We start from the raw sequence: 15800 nt of genomic DNA on the forward strand, positions 1-15800 counted from the left end.
GGGGCCGGGCGTATTCGGGGGCGAGACGGCGCAGAGCCTCAGAATCGGATCGTGTATCGCGCGGCACGGACCAGTGGGATGCCCGCCGGATCGGCCGCCTCAGGAGAGAAGCTCTGTCAGGCTCTGAAGAATCGCGGAGAATGCCGCACTGAATATGATCGAGTGTCTTACTGTCACTGCCGATTGAACGCTCGGCGACAGGGCCTGTAAAGAGGGGGTGGCCACAAATAATGCCAGGTAATAAGACCCTGACGCGACCGGGTATTACATATGGATTAAATTACCGCCACGTCGGATTTTTCATCATATCGGGGCATCACGCGCTGCATCCGACAGCCACCCGCCACCGGTCCCCTGCTACGCATCCCCTGAATCTCGAAGGCCCTCCACCGCCCTGGTGTCGCGCCACCAGTTCGGCCAGGCGTCCACGAGATAGACGACGAACGGGATCCACCACACCAGGTCGTTGGTGACCACGAGGATGCCGGAGGAAATCGGCCACTGGCCCGAGGAGAAGAGCCACAGCCAGCCGAGCGGGCCGAAAATCTTGCCCGCCAGCCCCACGGCCGCGATCAGGAAGCCTCGCTCGGGCCGCAACGCCACGTCCAGATAGAGCACGCCGTAAAGCGCCAGGACCATGCCCAGGGTCGTGAAGATCTGCGGATGGTTCTGGAGCGGCATCCCCGCGAACCGGAAAAGCCACTGCGCGTCCAGGGCCGCGTACGCGCCCCAGGCGATGTTGTAGGCCCCGGCGGCGACGAAGACGGCCCGATGCAGGCGCCGGCGTCTCACAACGGATTCCGGCCGGTCCACCCCGTGTTGGCTCGTCATCCCCCGCACACCCCTCACTTGTGATCACGACATGCTTGGCCGCGTCCGCGCCGCCGTCTCATCTCCTGTCGAGGTCCGGCCGGAACTCGTGCACCACTTCGATGACGCCGGAGATATGCGCGTTGAATTCGTCCAGTTCCTCGGCGGGCACCCACAGTTCGAGAATCGTTTCCCCGCCGACCTGCCGTATCGCATAACGAGCCAGGAACTCAGTGGAAACCCGAAAGCGCGTCACGTAGCCCACTCCGTGGCGGGGAGCATTCCAGTCGCGCGCGATCCTGATGGCGTAGTCCTCGTTGAGCACGGGATAGAAAATGGGCTGCTCAGGCAGCCGCGGCGGCCACGCCCGCCACCCGGACCGCCGGACCAGTTCCAACTCCTCCGGCCCGGTCGGCCGCCACAAGGTCGTCAGTCCGCCCGGCACATTCATCCCTCCTCGCGGCCCTCAATTTAACCGGTCCGACCGGGGGAAAGCACCTTAAATATGGCTCAAGCGTCAGCAGTCGCCGGAAATGACACATGGTGTCCTGCCGGGCCGGAAGCCCGGGCGGGTTCCGCGGCATCCTTCGACCCTGATCGAAAGAGTTGGCGCATAGGGTTTCCGCATCCATGGAAACGACCATTCCGAGGAGTAGCCGGATGACGAACCAGTACGCCGATGCGACTGTCGAGCACGTTTTCCAGGCCTGGGATGAGGCCTTGGGGGCCAAGGACCTGGATGCGGCGATGGCTCTGTATCACGAAGACGCCACCCTGGAGAGCCCACTGGTGTGTTACCTGCTCGGCGTCGAGGAGGGGGTGATCCGCGGTCGTGACGAGCTCCGCCGGTTCGTCGAGCGGGTCTTCGCCCACCACCCGCCGCAGCGACGCCGCTTCCGCACCGGCTTCCTGTCGGACGGGACGACCTTGACCTGGGAGTATCCCCGCCAGAGGCCCGATGGCGAGCAGATGGACATCGTCGAGGTCATGGAGATTCGCGACGGGCTGATCCAGCACCACCGGGTGTATTGGGGGTGGTTCGGCGTCAATATGATCACAAATGGCACGCTTCCCCGTTAGCAGTAATCGTCAGGTCCGGACAGCCCGAAGCCGGCATTGGCGGGCGCGCTTGCTTCGACCGGCGGCCGGATGGATCGTTCAGTCCCCTGGGGCGATGGTCCGACTGGCTGTTTCCGCCGGGATCCTTCGGCGACGACCCGTGGCACTTCATGGCACGCCGGTGCCGGCCATGAGTGTCTCGGGCATGCTCGCCATGAAAGAGCAGTTACCGCACCTGCGCAACGGACGGCCATGGCGGCAGAAGGACCTCGCCGATATCGAGATACTCCGGCGGCTGGCCTGCCTCGAAATCGGAGACGAGTAGCCCACCGGCACGCTCATCAAGGGCCGTTCGAATCCGTTGTCGGCGTACGTGCCGACAACGGATTGCGCCGAGGATCTTCATTGATTAGGGGATGATGCTCGGCCATGTGACTATATCGGCCAAAATCACTGTTTGTGTGATGAATGTGGCATTAGCCTCCCCTTTAGTCGGCGATCAGGGGAGGGCGTGTGGCGATACGGGAAGATCTCCTACAAGCGTTACAGGAGCGGCTGCTACGGGTCAGCGCAACAGGGGATCCGTCGCTGGTGCTGGAACAGGCCGCTCTCGCCCAAGCCGATCAACTCGTCGCCGCGACCCTTCACGGCGACGAGGCCGATCTGGAGGTGTTGCACGCACTCGGCTGGCTGCACTGGTACCGCTACCTGGCCCTGCCTGAGAGTCAGCGCGATGAGGACCTGGACACCTCGGTCGGCGTGTTCACCCCCTGCTTCATCTCCGGCAGGCGGAGCGGGCCACCCCCGCCAACCACCCCAACCGCACAGGGATACTGAACAACCTGAGAAACGCGCTGCAGGCCCGGTTCGACGGCACCGGAGACTGAACAACCGCCATGAACGCCCTGTTCATCGGTGGCACTCGGCTGCGGCGCGCGCGGTCTCCCGCGCCGCGCGGGCGAGCTTCTCGTCGTACGGCCGGCCCAGCTCACGCGCGAGCTCGATGGTGCGGTCGAGCAGCGCCAGCGCCTCGTCATATCGGCCCGCCGCGCGGCACGTCTCGGCGTAGGTGTGCAGGCAATCGATCTCCAGCTGTACCTCGGCCAGCGGTTCCAGCAGCTCGAAGGCCCGCCGGTGGTGTTCGAGCGCTTCGGCGGGCGAACCCGTGATCCGCAGCGCGACACCGAGATAGTTGTGGCACCACGCCTGGTTGTGCTGGAGATTGTGCTGCTCGGACAGCCGCAACGCGTCATGCAGCGTTCGCAGCGACTCCGCCGGGTCGTCCGGCGCCAGTGCGAGGCCGAGGGTGACCAGCCCGGTGATCTGTGCGGGCCCGTCCGCCAGGGCGACGGATGCCCGGGCGAGTTCCACGGCTTCGCCGCGCCGCCCGAGGTGAAGTGTCACCCATCCGTCGAAGGCCAGCGCCTGGGACCGCCCCGCGTGGCGCCCGATCTTCTCGAACAGCTCGCGTGCCCGGCGGAAGTGCGTCTGTGCCGCTTCGAGGTCGCCGAGATCCCGGCGCACCATGCCGATACGCAGGGCCAGGGCGGCCGCGACGTCGTCGTCCGGCCCTGACTGCTCGGCCAGTTCGTAGGCGGACAGCGCCTCGGTGAGGCGTCCGGCGGTGGCCCGGACGTATCCGAGGTCCGCGAGCAGCGAAGCCCGCTGCCGGTCGCGGCCGAGACGCCCCGCGGCGGCCGCGGCGGCTTCGAGCAGGCGCGCCTGGTCGTCGGTGCCGCGGTGCCGGAAGAACCAGACCCGCATGGCCTGTGGCAGCTCGGCCACCACCTCGTCCACACCGAGCCGTACGGCGGCGTCGAAGCACGCCACCAGGTTGACGTACTCGAGGTCGAACCAGGCCATGGCCCTCGCCGGATCTCCCGGGGAGGGTTCCTTGCGGTGCGGCGACGGCAGCGTCCGATCGTGGGCGACGGCCTGCGCCAGATAGTGCGTCAGGACCCGGCGCAGGGCGGCTTCGGCCCGCGGCTCCTCGTCGGCGGCGATGTCCGCCGCGTACTGCCGGATCAGATCGTGCATCCGGTAGCGCCCGGGCGAGGGCTCCTGGACCAGGTGGGCGTCGACCAGCTCCTCCAGCGCCGCGCCGGCCCGGTCGGGCGGCATGTCGGTGAGCGCGCCCGCCACCGCCGCGTCGAAGTCGGCCCCAGGAAGCACGCCCAGCAGCCGGAACATGCGGCGCTGGACCGCGTCGAGCTGCTGCAGCGACATGCCGAAGGCGGAGTCGAAGCGGCTGGGAGTGGCGCGCAGCCGCTCGGCCAGTACGGCCACCGTCCAGCCCGGACGGTGGCGAAGCCGCGCGCCCGCCATCCGCAGCGCCAGCGGAAGTCCGCCGCACTGCCGCAGCACCTGACCCACCGCTTCCTCTTCGGTGAGCGAGAGCCCGGCCGCCCGGCCGAACAGGTGCACCGCGTCGTCGTCGGTCAACGGCTCCAGGGACACCGGCGGCACTCCGTCCAGGCTGACCAGCCGGTGCCGGCTGGTCACCAGGACCGCGGACTTCCCCGCGCCCGGAAGCAGTGGGCGCACCTGCTCCACGTCGACCGCGTTGTCGAGCACGACGAGAATCCGCCTGCGGGACAGCTCCGACCGCCAGAGCGCCGCGCGTTCGGCGGTGCCGGGCGGGGGGTGCGTGACGTCCAACGCGTCCAGCAGCCGGCCCAGCGCGGCGTGCGGCTCCAGTGGCTCCTGACCCGGGGTGAAGCCCTGCAGGTCGAGATAGAGCCCGCCGTCCGGATAGGCGGGGACGAGCCGATGGGCCATATGCACGGCCAGGCTGGTCTTGCCCACGCCCGCCATGCCGTCGATCGCGACCGCGCCAGTGGTACGCAGCAGCTCCTCGGCCAGGGCGCACTCCGCTTCCCTGCCGGTGAAGTCGAACAGGTCGGCCGGCAGGTCGTTGCGGCGCCGGGCGGGCGCCGCGCCGGCTTCGGCCGCCTCGGCCCACAGCGCGCGCAGAGGCCGGGGATCGCGTCCCACAGCGCGGCACAGCGCCACGACGGCCTCCCACGGCGGCACGAGCTGGCCGGTGAGGTACCGCGACAACGACGAGCTGCTCAGACCCGTCTGCCGGGCAAGGGCGCGCAGGCTGAGCCCGCTCAGCTCCTTGATCCTGGCGAGCTGAGCCACCAGTCGCTCTTGGGGGCTGGACACGTGGAACACCGTACCCGTCCCGGCCCACACAGGCGGATCGGCGGTACGTTCGCGCTGCTCAGCCGGGTTCCGCGTGTCCCACGGTGTCCCACGGACCATGCGGGCCCCGGCACGCCGATGGTCGTATTGCTCCTGTCGGAAACACCCACGGCGAAGGAGAAGCGATGTCGACCGAGCGCATGCCGAACCCGGCGGCTTTGATCCCCGGGGCGATGGAGGCCCTGATGGCGGTCAACAAGGCCGTCGCGGGTGCCGGAGTGGACGGCAGGCTGCTGGCGCTGAGCCACCTGCGGGCCAGCCAGATCAACGGCTGCGCTCCGTGTGTGGCAGGGGGCGTCCACCAGGCCCAGCGGCACGGGGTGACCGCGGACCAGGTGCACGCCGTCGCCGCGTGGCGGGAGACGCCGTGGTTCAGCGACGAGGAGCGCGCCGCGCTGGCCCTGACCGAGGCCGTGACCCGGCTCGCCGACCAGGCGGACCCGGTGCCGGACCAGGTGTGGGACCTGGCCGCCAAGCACTTCGACCAGAAGGAGCTGGCCGCACTGCTGCTCAACATCGCGATCGCCAACGCCTTCAACCGGCTCAACGTGCCGACCCGCCAGCAGGCGGGCCAGTGGTGACACTGCTCCCGCCCACCACCAACCCCAGTCACACATCGCAGAGAGAGGACGTCGTCATGTCGAACACCACGAAGACCACCACCGCCGAGGGCCAGAAGTACGACGGGTTCACCGAGGAAGAGCGCGACGCGATGAAGCAGCGCGCCAAGGAGCTGAAGACGAGCGCTCGGCGGGGCGCCAAGACGGCCGACACGGAGAGCGAGGTGCTCGCGAAGATCGCCGAGATGGCGGAGCCCGACCGGGTGATCGCCGAGCGGTTGCACGCCCTGATCAAGGCCAGCGCGCCGGACCTCACGGCGAAGCTGTGGTATGGGATGCCGGCGTACGCCCGCGACGGCAAGATGATCTGCTTCTTCCAGTCCGCGGCGAAGTTCAAGGCCCGCTACGCGACGCTCGGCTTCAGCGACGAGGCGAACCTCGACGAAGGCGCCATGTGGCCGGCCTCGTACGCGCTGACCGAGATCACCGCCGACGTCGAGGCGCGGATCGCGGCGCTCCTGAGGCAGGCGCTGAGCTGAGAAGGGCTATTCGGCAATCGGGCCCAGCCCGAGAACGGCGCGCAGAGCGTTCTCCAGGTCGGTGGCGCGGTCGAAATCGCCGGCATGGCCAGTGAGGAAGGCGAAAGAGTAGCCGGCAGCGGCTCCGGCGTAGTTGCCGCCCAGGCCGCCCATCCCGTAGTCGTCGCCGTCGACGCCGAAGCCCAGCCCCCAGGTCGTCCGCGCCCCGAAAACCGCGTCCGTTCCCGAGCACTGACCGGTGGTGGCCTCGGTGAGCAGGTCGGCTGACAGCAGCCGCGGCAACGTGGAGTAGAACCTGGCGGCCGCACGGGCGGTGCCGTGGCCGTTGACCGCGGGGATCTCGGCGGCCCGCCAGGCGGCCGAGTTGACCACGGCCGGGTCCTGGGCGCCGGGCGGATTGCCGATCGCACGGTGGTAGAGGTCGGGTTTGCCCTCCAGTGCGGCAGCCCGGAAGGCCGGGGTCAAGCCGGTCAGCTCGATCGCCCGTGCCTGTTCGGCGGGGCCGAGGCCGATGTGGAAGTCCAGCTCGTGCGGGCCGCAGACCTCCTCGGCGAGAAAGCGGCCGAGCGTCCGCCCGTCAAGGCGCCGGACCAGTTCACCGACGAGGTGCCCGTAGAACAACGCCGACTCGCCGTGCGCTGTGCCCGGCTCCCACGACGGCTCCTGCGCGGCGAGAAGCGCGCACATCCGGTCCCAGTCGTAGAAGGTCTCGGTGGGCACCGGTTGGTCCAGCGCCACCACACCGGCCTGGTGCGACAGGACATGTCGTACGGTCGCCGGCGCGGTGAACTCGGGCCAGTAGCGCTGCATCGGAGCGTCCAAATCCAGCACGCCCCGATCCACGAGGAGCAACGCGCAGACCGCCGCGAACGGTTTGGTCACGGAGTAGGGCATGACGATGCTGTCGCGTGACCAGCCGGGCCCGCCCCACAGGTCGACGACCCATCGGCCGTCGACCTGGGCGGCGACCGCCGCCCCCGCTCCTGCGGCCTGCCGCTTCAGCACATCGGCGAACACGTCCCGCACCTGCTCGAAACCCGGTTCCACCGTTCCGTTGATCACGCCCACAAACCTAGTGTCATACGCCTGAAGCTTCGGGCTGAAGGACCTGTGGGACGAGCCCTACCGGGACCTCATCGACGCCGTGACCGCGACCAGCCACCGGCTGAGCGGGCTTCTATCCGCGCCGGCGGCTCTCCCGGAGCCGCAGGGCGATCACGGTGAGCGCCGCCACGAGCGCGATCAGACCCAGCACGACGAGCAGGTTCCGCCCGTAGTCCAGCGGCAGGAGTGAGGGGTTGTCGGCCCGCCGGCCGATGCCCGCGGCCATCGGAGCGACTCGACCGTGAGCACGGCGTCCGGCGCGACACGCCCCAGGGCGGCGAGGTCGCAGCACCGGGCCGGACACACCAGCGTGCTGCGGTCAGCGCGCGGTGTCGTCGACGATCCGGCCGTCCCGGATGCGGATGATCCGATCGCAGTGCGCGGCCACCCCGTCGTCGTGGGTGGCGACCAGCAGGGTCAGCCCCTGCTCGGCGACCAGGCGATCGACCAGCTCCATCACCTCCCGGCCGGTGGCCGAGTCGAGGTTGCCTGTGGGCTCGTCGGCCAGGATCAGCCGCGGGTCACCGATCAGCGCACGCGCGACCGCGACCCGCTGCTGCTGCCCGCCGGACAGCTGCGACGGCACGGCGTGCGCCCGGTCCAGCAGGCCCACGGCGGCGAGCAGCTGCCGGGCCCGATCCGTACGATCGAAGTCCACCCGGCGGGGCAGCACGGGGGCGAGGACGTTGTCCAGGACGGTGAGCGCGGGCAGCAGGTGGAACCGCTGGAAGACGAAGCCGACGCTGCGGCGGTAGACCGACAGCTCACGGCGGCCGAGCGCGGTCACCTCCCGGTCCCCGACCGTGATCGTGCCGCCGTCCACCCGTTCCATGCCGCCGATCAGGTGGAGCAGGGTGGACTTGCCGGAGCCCGAAGCACCGACCACGGCGACCCGTTGCCCCGCCGGCACGTGCAGCGACACGTCGTCGGCGGCGACGATCCGGCCGTCTCCCTGACCGAACCGCTTGGTCAGTCCCCTGATCGTCACCTCGACACCGCGCCGGGTGCCGGTCGTACGCGTCTCCATCGTCACCTTCCGCCCTCGCCGCAGGTTTCTGGAGCCGGTCGCTCGCCCACATCGTCCCGCGACCCGGCCACGGCCACCAGCGCCCGGTCGCGGCTTAGGACCGCGCGTTCCGCGAAGGTGGACGCCCGCGCGCGGCACGGCTGGTGTGAAGCGCGTTCCACGTGCCTCATCGACGGTCTCAGTCCTCCGCCAGCACCGCGGCGAGCGGCAGTCGGCGCATGAGCTGCGCGGGGACGGCGGCGGCCAGCACCGCGAACGCGGTTCCGGCCGCGGCGACCGGAAGCGTGGCGCTCACGGTCGCCCAGGTGAGGCCGCCCAGGAACGCGGCCAGCACACCGAGGCCGAGACCGGCCCCGAGCACCGCACCGGTCAGGCCGAGCAGCGCACCCTCGGTGACGATCAGGCGGCCGAGCTCCCCGTCGGACCACCCGCACGCGCGCAGCGCAGCCAGCTCGCCGCTGCGTTCCCTGACGCTCAGGTAGAGAGCGTCCGCGATGGCGAACACGCCGAGCGCCACCGTGGTGACGGCGGCGGCAAGATCGACCCCGCGCACCTGGAGCGAGACGGCGTCGCCCAGCAGCGTGCCCTGGGCCTCGCCGTGGAACCGCCAGGTGATCACCAGCAGTGTGGACACCGCCGCAACTCCGGCCGCGAGCGCCAGCACGCCGACCAGGCTGCGGGTCGGGACCCGGACCAGGTTGCCCACCGCCATGCCGTACACCGTCCGGGCGCGCCGCGCCCGGGTGCGGGTGACCACGGGGGGACGGATCGCCGCCATCGGGTGCGCCCGCCCCGCGCGCAGCGCGGGCACCAGCCCGCCGAGCAGGGCGATCCCGCAGGCGACCGGTACGGCCAGCAGCGCGTGTCCGGCGCTCACCTCGATGCCGGTGGCGGCGGCCAGCGGCAGGGACACGGCGGCGCCCAGGACCCCGGCGACCAGGCCGACCAGCACCACCTCCCCCATCACCAGCGCGGCCAGCCGCCCGGCCGGCCAGCCCAGACAGCCGAGGACGGCCAGCTCGCGCCGCCGCACCCGAACCGACGCGGCCACCGCGTTGCCCAGGAACAGCACGCACACCACGAGGATGAGGCCGAACAGCAGCGCGCTCTTCCGGTCGACGGCCCTGGTCAGCGCGACCGCCACGCCCTTGGTCGTCCAGTTCTCCAGCAGGCGCAGCTCGGGGCGGCCGAACACGCCGGCCGGCAGCTCGACCGAGCGCGGGGCCGGGGAGGAGCCGATGGTGATGTCCACCTCGAGCCCGGTCGTGGTGGCGATCTTCTCGGCGACCGCGCGGATCCGCTCCTGGGACAGATCGTCCAGCCCGGCGACCCCGGCGACCCGCACCCGGATCGCGGAGACCGGCGCTTCCTGCGCCGGGTCGTCGCTGCGGGTGAGCAGGGGCAGCGCGGTCAGCGTCGTCAGGAGCTGGGGCGGGGTGGCCAGGTAGCCGCCGGGGTTGCCGTTGGGCAGCAGCGGGCGGTTCCCCAGCGCCGCCCGCGCGGCCCGGTCCGCGCCGGTCGCGCTCGCCGGCTGGTACGTCTCCAGCGGCACCGCGGACAACGCGGAGAACTCGGTCAGCCCGGCCGCGTCGAACCTGCCCACCACCTGCGGGAACGCGTATACGGACACGCCACCGGGGCCGGCTAGCTCGCGTTTGGCCAACGGCCGGAGCGCCCGATCGTGCGCGAACAAGGGGGCCGAGGTGTCCACGAGGGAGTTCTCCTGCCGCCACACCTCGTCGAGGTCGACGGTGACGGGATCCGGCTTCAGCACTCCCTCTCCGCCCCCATAGCGTGGGCGGCCGGACTGGATGACGCGGTCCACGTTGAGCCACGTGTCGCCGGGGTCGGTGATCGGGCGCTCGCTGACCTGCCGGTAGACGCTCTCCGCGTCGACGCGCACGGTCGACGTGCGCCGGGCCGGCTCCGCCCGTAGCCGCTTCCACAGCTCATCGCCGCGCAGACTCGCGATCTCCGGCGGCAGGTCCAGCCGGGAGACTCCGGCGGTCAGCTGCTCGTCGATGTGCGCGGTCGACGAGAGCAGCATGGGAACATCGGCGAACAGCGCCCACCTGGTCGGCGTCGGGCCGTCGGTCGCGCGCAGGTGACGCCCGGTGACCACGGCACGATCCAGCCCGACCAGTTCCGCCTCCTGCACGGGATCGACGGCCGCCAGCAACAGCGGCACGGGCCAGCTGACGGGGAGCGTCAGTCGCGGCAGCCGGACCTGCCTGGGAATGATCCCACCGCCAGCGTCGCCGAGCCGGGTGTGGAAACCGCCGTCCGGCAGCATCTGGTAGACGTCCACGCGGGACCGGTCCGCCGCCGTGAGGTAGGTGCGTCCGGGCTCCCGCTTGCGCGCGGTGGGACAGATCGGCTGAATCCGTCCGTCCGGGAGGACTTCGGCCGCCGGGTGGCCGGACGACATCCCCGGGCGGTCACATACCGCGTCGTTCACCCGCACCTTCCGGCCCTTGTAGCGGTAGCCGGCGAACTCCACGAAGTTCGTCTTGCTCGTCGTGAACCGCGGCCACAGCACGGGGTTGCGGGTCACGTACACGTACCTGTCACCCGGGTCGTCGACCGTCGACAGTCCCCGGTCGCTGGTCCACGTCCTGTCCACCTTGAGCAACTGCCGTCGCGCCCCTCGGTCGAGCTGCTCCGTGAGGTCGATCTCGGCGGTCGCCGTCACGTCGACGTACCCCACCATCGCCACCGGAGCGGCCACCTCGACGCCGGGCAGCGCGAGTATCCGCCGCCACTGGTCGAGCGTGATGCCGCCGAACTGGCCGGAAAGGAAGTTCGGACGCACCTGCCCGTGTGTGAGCTCCTGCGCGTCCCGGCTCCCCTTGGGCCGCACCAGCACGTCGTACGTGCTCCGGTAGTTGTCGTCCACGGTCCCGGTCACGCGCAGGCGTGAGGTCTCCACCGAGCCGGTGAGCAGGGTGAACCCGCTCGTGGCCAGCAACACGCCGAGCAGCATCGTCATCGAGCGCACCGACTGGCGGCGTAACTGGCCGATCATCAGCCTCAGCATGAATCCCCATCAAACGGCCACATTCGCCGGATCACAACACCCGGCGGACGCTTTCGGCGACATGTTCGCGACATTCGAGACTTCGCCACCTAAACCCCGTGCAAGGACGATGTCACCCGCCGAGATGGCAATCGCTCGCTCTCCAGATCCACGCCGCCCGCCTTTACGATGTGCCGGTCGTACAGAAGCGGACTGGGGAGGTTTGGGGGGGAACATGTCGTCATCAGACCGAACCCCAGTAAATGTCGTATCGGGTCAGTAGGCTGTGCGTCCCGTGAAGCGCCGTACCGTCTTCCCCAGGAGAACCTCGTGCGACTGTTAGCCTCCACCGCCATTCTCGGCCTCATCGCGACCGGCCTGACCGCCGTTCCGGCCCAAGCCTCCTCCTCTCCCAAAGTCGCGTACGGCTGGGCCTGGCCGGACGGGAAGGGAAGACTCCGTATCGTGCCGCGCGCAGCCAAGCCGGTCACGATGCACTACGGGATCAGGAGTTTCGCCCTGAAGCCTATGGCCGGAGCCGAAGAGATCCGGCTTGACTACACCTCGGCCTCCTTCTACCGCACAACGGTCACATGCGAGGCCAAGGACAACGCAGGCAAATACGCCGTAAGCGCCAAGGGCCTCGGCAAGACCGCATGTGCTCCTCGCGACCTCGCTTTCGTTTTCACTCTCGGACCCACGCTGGTCCGCATTGTTTATAACGGCACCAGGGCCACTACGATCCATCAGTTCTGGGCCGGTGTCGCGACTGAGAGAGGCAAGGTCGCCTTCGGCACCCTTCGATATCTCGGAGACGGAACTCCGGACCCCAGCATCAGCGGCATCGTGACCTTCACCCCGGAGGGCGGTCAGCCGATGAAACTCGGGTACGACTGGATGGTTGGATTCGTTCGAGTCACTGAGGCATGTAACGCCGACTGGCTCACCCGTACTGATCCGCGCATGCCCGACGAGGAGGGCGTGGGCTCAATCGCCTGCAGTCCCCGTCAGATGACCGCGGTTCTGAAGCGCCTGAAGCACCCCGTTCTCGCCAAGATTCACTACTCCCCTTTGGCGGGAAGTATGGACCAGCTGTGGGAAGTCAGCCCCGAAGCCCGGCAGTCCGGTGGAAGCTGATATATCGCCTGCTGAGCCCCAAGCGTCGGCAGCTCCGTGACGGCAACGTCCACCGAAGTCATCTCAGGTCTCGGTTGGCACCGGGTCGAGCCGGGCGGGAGGCGGACTGGGGCGGTCGCGGTCAGGGCCCTGTGGCAAGGGTGATAAGCAAAAGCCCTCCCGGGTGCTCCCGGGAGGGCCTTTGAGGTGGAGCCGCCTAAGGGAATCGAACCCTTGACCCCTTCATTACGAGTGAAGTGCTCTGGCCGACTGAGCTAAGGCGGCACGCCGCGAACGGCTTCGCACAGTCTACAGGGTCGTCGCGGTTCTCGCGCACCCGTCGCCGCCCGGGAGCGTCGCGCCCTCGGGGCGCGTCCGGGAGGCCGGCACATTCGCGAAGATCGGTAAAACTTCTCCAGCCGCCCAATGAGCCTCTCTTTGCCCTATGACCAGCGGAAACAGGGCGTACCAGGCACATCTGTCACAGGAAAAATCCCGTGTCCCGCCTGATGGCGCCGACGAGCCGCCAGACATTTGGCCTCATCCTTCGCCACCCTGGCCGGCAGGTCTCCGCCCGCCCCCGGCAGGCGGCATGCTGGTCTTCGTCACGCAGGCCGACGGCAGGGGAAACGACGGGTATGCGATCGGGTGGGCAGAAAGCGAAGGTCACGCCGCCTCGTACTCAGTACGGCGGCAGTTCGAGCCGGCGAATGGCGGTCGCGGCGCTGGCCGCGCTGCTGCCGTTCACGGCGTGCTCCAGCCACACGCCGGCCGCCACGGAGCAGCCGAGCACGGGGGCGAAGTCACAGCCGGCCGTCGAGGCCCCCACGGCCGAACTGCGCCCGTTCTACGCCCAGCGGCCCGCCTGGCGGGGCTGCGGCGACGGCTTCCAGTGCGCCAAAATTCAGGTCCCCCTCGACTACCAGAAGCCCTCCGGCGAGCGCATCGAGCTCGGCGTGATCCGCCTGCCGGCCACCGGCAAGCGCGCCGGCTCCCTGCTCATCAACCCCGGCGGGCCGGGGGGTTCGGGCATCCAGTACGCCCGGGCGGCCCGGTCCGTGGTCAGCGACAAGGTGCGCGCGCAGTACGACATCGTGGGCTTCGACCCGCGCGGCGTGGGCGAGTCAACCCCCGTCACGTGCATGACGGCCTCCCAGCTCGACGCGTACATCGGGACGGACACGAGCCCGGACACGCCGGAGGAGGTCACGACACTCGACAAGGTGTCCAAGCAGTTCGCCGACAGCTGCGGGGCCAAGTCGGCCCGTCTGCTCCCCCACGTCGGCACGGCCGACGCGGCCAGGGACATGGACGTCCTGCGCGGCGTCCTCGGCGATCCCGGGCTCACCTACCTCGGTAAGTCGTACGGCACCTACCTCGGCGCGATGTACGCCGATCTGTTCCCCACGCGCGTGCGGGCACTCGTGCTCGACGGCGCGGTGGACCCGGCCGTGCCGTCGCTGAAGTCCAACGAGGTGCAGGCGAAGGGCTTCGAGGTGGCGCTGAAGGCCTTCGTCGAGGACTGCTTCCTCAACGGCTCCTGCCCCTTCAAGAGCCGTACGGTGGACGGCGCGATGCGGGAGATCAGCGACCTGCTGACGAAGGCCGACCGGCAGCCGCTGAAGAACGACCTCGGCGACGGCCGCGTGGTCAACGAGGCGTGGACGGTGATCGGCATCGCCACCCCGTTGTACGAGCGCGCGGCCTGGCCCCGGCTGCGTGAGGCCCTGGGCAAGGCGATCAACCAGGGCGACGGGACGGACCTGCTCCGGATGGCCGACCTGCTGGTCGACCGGCGGTCCGACGGCTCGTACTCGAACCAGACCGAGGCGAACATGGCCGTCAACTGCGTGGACCACCCGTTCCCCAAGGCGCTGGGCGCATACCGGCGGGCCGCGGGCGAGGCCGCCAAGGCGGCGCCGCACTTCGGGTCGTTCGTGATGTGGGGTTCGCTGCCCTGTGCTTATTGGCCCGCGAAGTCCGTCGGCACCGACAAGCCGCTCAAGGCCGCCGGCGCGCCGCCGATCCTCGTCGTCGGCACCCTGCGCGACCCCGCGACGCCGTACGAGTGGGCTCAGGGGCTCGCCAAGGAGCTGACCTCGGGCGTGCTCCTGGGATACGACGGCGACGGGCACACGGCCTACCGCAGCGGCTCCTCCTGTGTGGACAACGCGGTCGACGACTACCTGCTCGCGCTGCGCACTCCCAAGAACGGCACCATCTGCCCGAAGACGGGCTGACAGGACCGCGCCCTTCAAGGCCTCGAATGATGTAGCTCGGTGATCGTCACAGTCGTGTCGAAGCCGAGCACGGGATCGGGCGCGCCGGACAGCAGGCTCTCGTACAACGGCCTGTGGCGCGCCGTCTTCCTGGGCGTGCGGCCGTCGTGGCCGTACGCCGCGAGCAGGGTTCCCGTCCGTGCGGCGAAGCCGGTGTTGGCGGTGTGGTCGACGACCACCTCCACATCGGTCTCGCCAAGGGTGAAGGTCGTCCCCTTGCTGCTCTCGCCCGTGAGCCAGCTCGACCGGAGCGAGGCCAGCCCGATCCTGCCGCGGGAGCGGTACTCACAGGTGGCCCAGGCGCTCGCGCCGCCGTCCATCTCGCTGAGCGAGGTCAGCGCCACCGGCTCGACGAAGCGGGCGAGCATGCTGAGCTGGTTCACCCCCGAGTCCATCCAGCTCGACACGTATGACGCGAACGCCTGCTCGCCCCGCAGGACGTACGGGTCGTAGAAGGCCGAGGTGACCCGGGTGATCGGACCCCACTCGGGATGTGCCGCGATCTGCTCGGCCGCCCAGCGGACCTCGGGCGCGAACGCGAAGTGGTGCGCGGTGAACACCCGGCCGCGGACATCGACCTCGCCGTCCAGCGCGCGGAGCCGGGTGAGCGCGGCGAGGTCGTGTACGAGCGGCTTCTCGACCAGCACTTTCGCCGAGGACGCGGTCAGCGCCTGTGCCGCCAGCTCCTCATGGGTCTGCGTCGGAGTGGCGATCACGATCAGGTCCGCCCGGTGCGCGTCCAGCGCCTCCGCGAGGTCGCGGTAGTGCGGGGGCGTGGTGCCGCGGAACGCGGGCGGCTCCGTGACCTTGGGATCGACGGCGAACTCCAAGGCGACCTCGGGCCGCTGTTCGAGCACCGCGAAATGGCTGCGGGAGGTGATCCCCAGCCCGACGAACCCGACCCTGATCCGATCGTCCATGAAGGGCGTCCTCCTCGCGCTCCAACGCGTCCCCAACCGTACAGGGGAGTACAGAGCTGTCCTCAACTCCTTTTTCGGGCATCGTCGAGCCGGGCACGGGCAACCGCGGCTTCTTCTACGTGCCGGCGCCGCCGCCGGGCGTCACGAGCGTGACCTTCGACGC

14 protein-coding genes and 1 tRNA gene are annotated in these 15800 nt (G+C 69.7%); 6 read left to right on the forward strand and 9 right to left on the reverse strand.

Annotation, left to right across the window (positions count from 1 at the left end):
• Positions 1-357: 357 nt before the first annotated feature.
• The gene (locus ACQPZZ_RS38705) at positions 358-792 is read right to left on the reverse strand and encodes a hypothetical protein (protein ID WP_432927346.1); all 435 of its coding nucleotides are present in this window, start codon (positions 790-792) and stop codon (positions 358-360) included.
• A gap of 97 nt (positions 793-889) precedes the next feature.
• Positions 890-1261, reverse strand: a complete 372-nt coding sequence (locus ACQPZZ_RS38710; protein ID WP_432927348.1) for an ADP-ribosylation/crystallin J1 — start codon at positions 1259-1261, stop codon at positions 890-892.
• A 209-nt stretch (positions 1262-1470) separates the two neighbouring features.
• Between ACQPZZ_RS38710 and ACQPZZ_RS38715 the strand changes: the two genes are divergently transcribed.
• Both ACQPZZ_RS38715 and ACQPZZ_RS38720 read left to right on the forward strand, forming a co-directional pair.
• Entirely contained in the window at positions 1471-1890 is a 420-nt protein-coding gene (locus tag ACQPZZ_RS38715; protein ID WP_432927350.1) for a nuclear transport factor 2 family protein, read from the forward strand.
• Positions 1891-2382: 492 nt separating this feature from the next.
• A complete protein-coding gene (locus tag ACQPZZ_RS38720; protein WP_432927352.1) occupies positions 2383-2706 on the forward strand; it encodes a hypothetical protein in 324 nt (107 codons plus the stop codon).
• Positions 2707-2778: 72 nt separating this feature from the next.
• Here ACQPZZ_RS38720 and ACQPZZ_RS38725 read toward each other — a convergent pair whose 3' ends face one another.
• Complete coding sequence (locus tag ACQPZZ_RS38725; RefSeq protein ID WP_432927354.1) at positions 2779-5037, reverse strand: ATP-binding protein; 2259 nt, start codon at positions 5035-5037, stop codon at positions 2779-2781.
• Positions 5038-5201: 164 nt separating this feature from the next.
• On the opposite strand from ACQPZZ_RS38725, the gene ACQPZZ_RS38730 reads away from it, so the two are divergent.
• Positions 5202-5657 (forward strand): carboxymuconolactone decarboxylase family protein, encoded by a 456-nt coding sequence (locus tag ACQPZZ_RS38730; RefSeq protein ID WP_363645428.1) that lies wholly within the window; start codon positions 5202-5204, stop codon positions 5655-5657.
• Positions 5658-5713: 56 nt separating this feature from the next.
• Positions 5714-6175, forward strand: a complete 462-nt coding sequence (locus tag ACQPZZ_RS38735; protein ID WP_432927357.1) for an iron chaperone — start codon at positions 5714-5716, stop codon at positions 6173-6175.
• Between the two features lie 6 nt (positions 6176-6181).
• Here the strand turns inward: ACQPZZ_RS38735 and ACQPZZ_RS38740 are convergent, their stop codons facing one another.
• The 4 genes from ACQPZZ_RS38740 to ACQPZZ_RS38755 all read right to left on the reverse strand — a co-directional run bounded on the left by ACQPZZ_RS38740 (position 6182) and on the right by ACQPZZ_RS38755 (position 11343).
• Positions 6182-7237, reverse strand: a complete 1056-nt coding sequence (locus ACQPZZ_RS38740) for a serine hydrolase domain-containing protein (protein WP_432927359.1) — start codon at positions 7235-7237, stop codon at positions 6182-6184.
• A 115-nt stretch (positions 7238-7352) separates the two neighbouring features.
• Entirely contained in the window at positions 7353-7505 is a 153-nt protein-coding gene (locus tag ACQPZZ_RS38745; RefSeq protein WP_432927361.1) for a hypothetical protein, read from the reverse strand.
• Positions 7506-7598: 93 nt separating this feature from the next.
• Positions 7599-8306 carry an ABC transporter ATP-binding protein gene (locus tag ACQPZZ_RS38750; protein WP_432927363.1) on the reverse strand — a complete coding sequence of 236 codons (708 nt, stop codon included), beginning with the start codon at positions 8304-8306 and terminating at the stop codon, positions 7599-7601.
• Between the two features lie 178 nt (positions 8307-8484).
• A complete protein-coding gene (locus ACQPZZ_RS38755) occupies positions 8485-11343 on the reverse strand; it encodes an FtsX-like permease family protein (RefSeq protein WP_432927365.1) in 2859 nt (952 codons plus the stop codon).
• Between the two features lie 309 nt (positions 11344-11652).
• Here ACQPZZ_RS38755 and ACQPZZ_RS38760 point away from each other — a divergent pair, with 309 nt between their 5' ends.
• Positions 11653-12459, forward strand: coding sequence for a hypothetical protein (locus ACQPZZ_RS38760; RefSeq protein ID WP_432927367.1), 807 nt, complete (start codon positions 11653-11655; stop codon positions 12457-12459).
• A 187-nt stretch (positions 12460-12646) separates the two neighbouring features.
• Here ACQPZZ_RS38760 and ACQPZZ_RS38765 read toward each other — a convergent pair.
• A tRNA-Thr gene (locus ACQPZZ_RS38765) sits at positions 12647-12723 on the reverse strand.
• 425 nt (positions 12724-13148) lie between these two features.
• On the opposite strand from ACQPZZ_RS38765, the gene ACQPZZ_RS38770 reads away from it, so the two are divergent.
• A complete protein-coding gene (locus ACQPZZ_RS38770; RefSeq protein ID WP_432927369.1) occupies positions 13149-14678 on the forward strand; it encodes an alpha/beta hydrolase in 1530 nt (509 codons plus the stop codon).
• Positions 14679-14692: 14 nt separating this feature from the next.
• Here ACQPZZ_RS38770 and ACQPZZ_RS38775 read toward each other — a convergent pair whose 3' ends face one another.
• Complete coding sequence (locus tag ACQPZZ_RS38775; protein WP_432927371.1) at positions 14693-15637, reverse strand: Gfo/Idh/MocA family protein; 945 nt, start codon at positions 15635-15637, stop codon at positions 14693-14695.
• Positions 15638-15800: the final 163 nt, after the last annotated feature.

The organism is Microbispora sp. CA-135349 (assembly GCF_050947365.1).
In the GTDB taxonomy this organism is placed as follows: Bacteria; Actinomycetota; Actinomycetes; order Streptosporangiales; family Streptosporangiaceae; genus Microbispora.

Coding starts and splice junctions, on each gene's coding strand:
- ACQPZZ_RS38710 (WP_432927348.1), bottom strand. CDS start 1,261: ATGAATGTGCCGGGCGGACTGACGACCTTGTGGCGGCCGACCGGGCCG.
- ACQPZZ_RS38715 (WP_432927350.1), top strand. CDS start 1,471: ATGACGAACCAGTACGCCGATGCGACTGTCGAGCACGTTTTCCAGGCC.
- ACQPZZ_RS38730 (WP_363645428.1), top strand. CDS start 5,202: ATGTCGACCGAGCGCATGCCGAACCCGGCGGCTTTGATCCCCGGGGCG.
- ACQPZZ_RS38735 (WP_432927357.1), top strand. CDS start 5,714: ATGTCGAACACCACGAAGACCACCACCGCCGAGGGCCAGAAGTACGAC.
- ACQPZZ_RS38745 (WP_432927361.1), bottom strand. CDS start 7,505: ATGGCCGCGGGCATCGGCCGGCGGGCCGACAACCCCTCACTCCTGCCG.
- ACQPZZ_RS38750 (WP_432927363.1), bottom strand. CDS start 8,306: ATGGAGACGCGTACGACCGGCACCCGGCGCGGTGTCGAGGTGACGATC.
- ACQPZZ_RS38755 (WP_432927365.1), bottom strand. CDS start 11,343: ATGCTGAGGCTGATGATCGGCCAGTTACGCCGCCAGTCGGTGCGCTCG.
- ACQPZZ_RS38770 (WP_432927369.1), top strand. CDS start 13,149: ATGGCGGTCGCGGCGCTGGCCGCGCTGCTGCCGTTCACGGCGTGCTCC.
- ACQPZZ_RS38775 (WP_432927371.1), bottom strand. CDS start 15,637: ATGGACGATCGGATCAGGGTCGGGTTCGTCGGGCTGGGGATCACCTCC.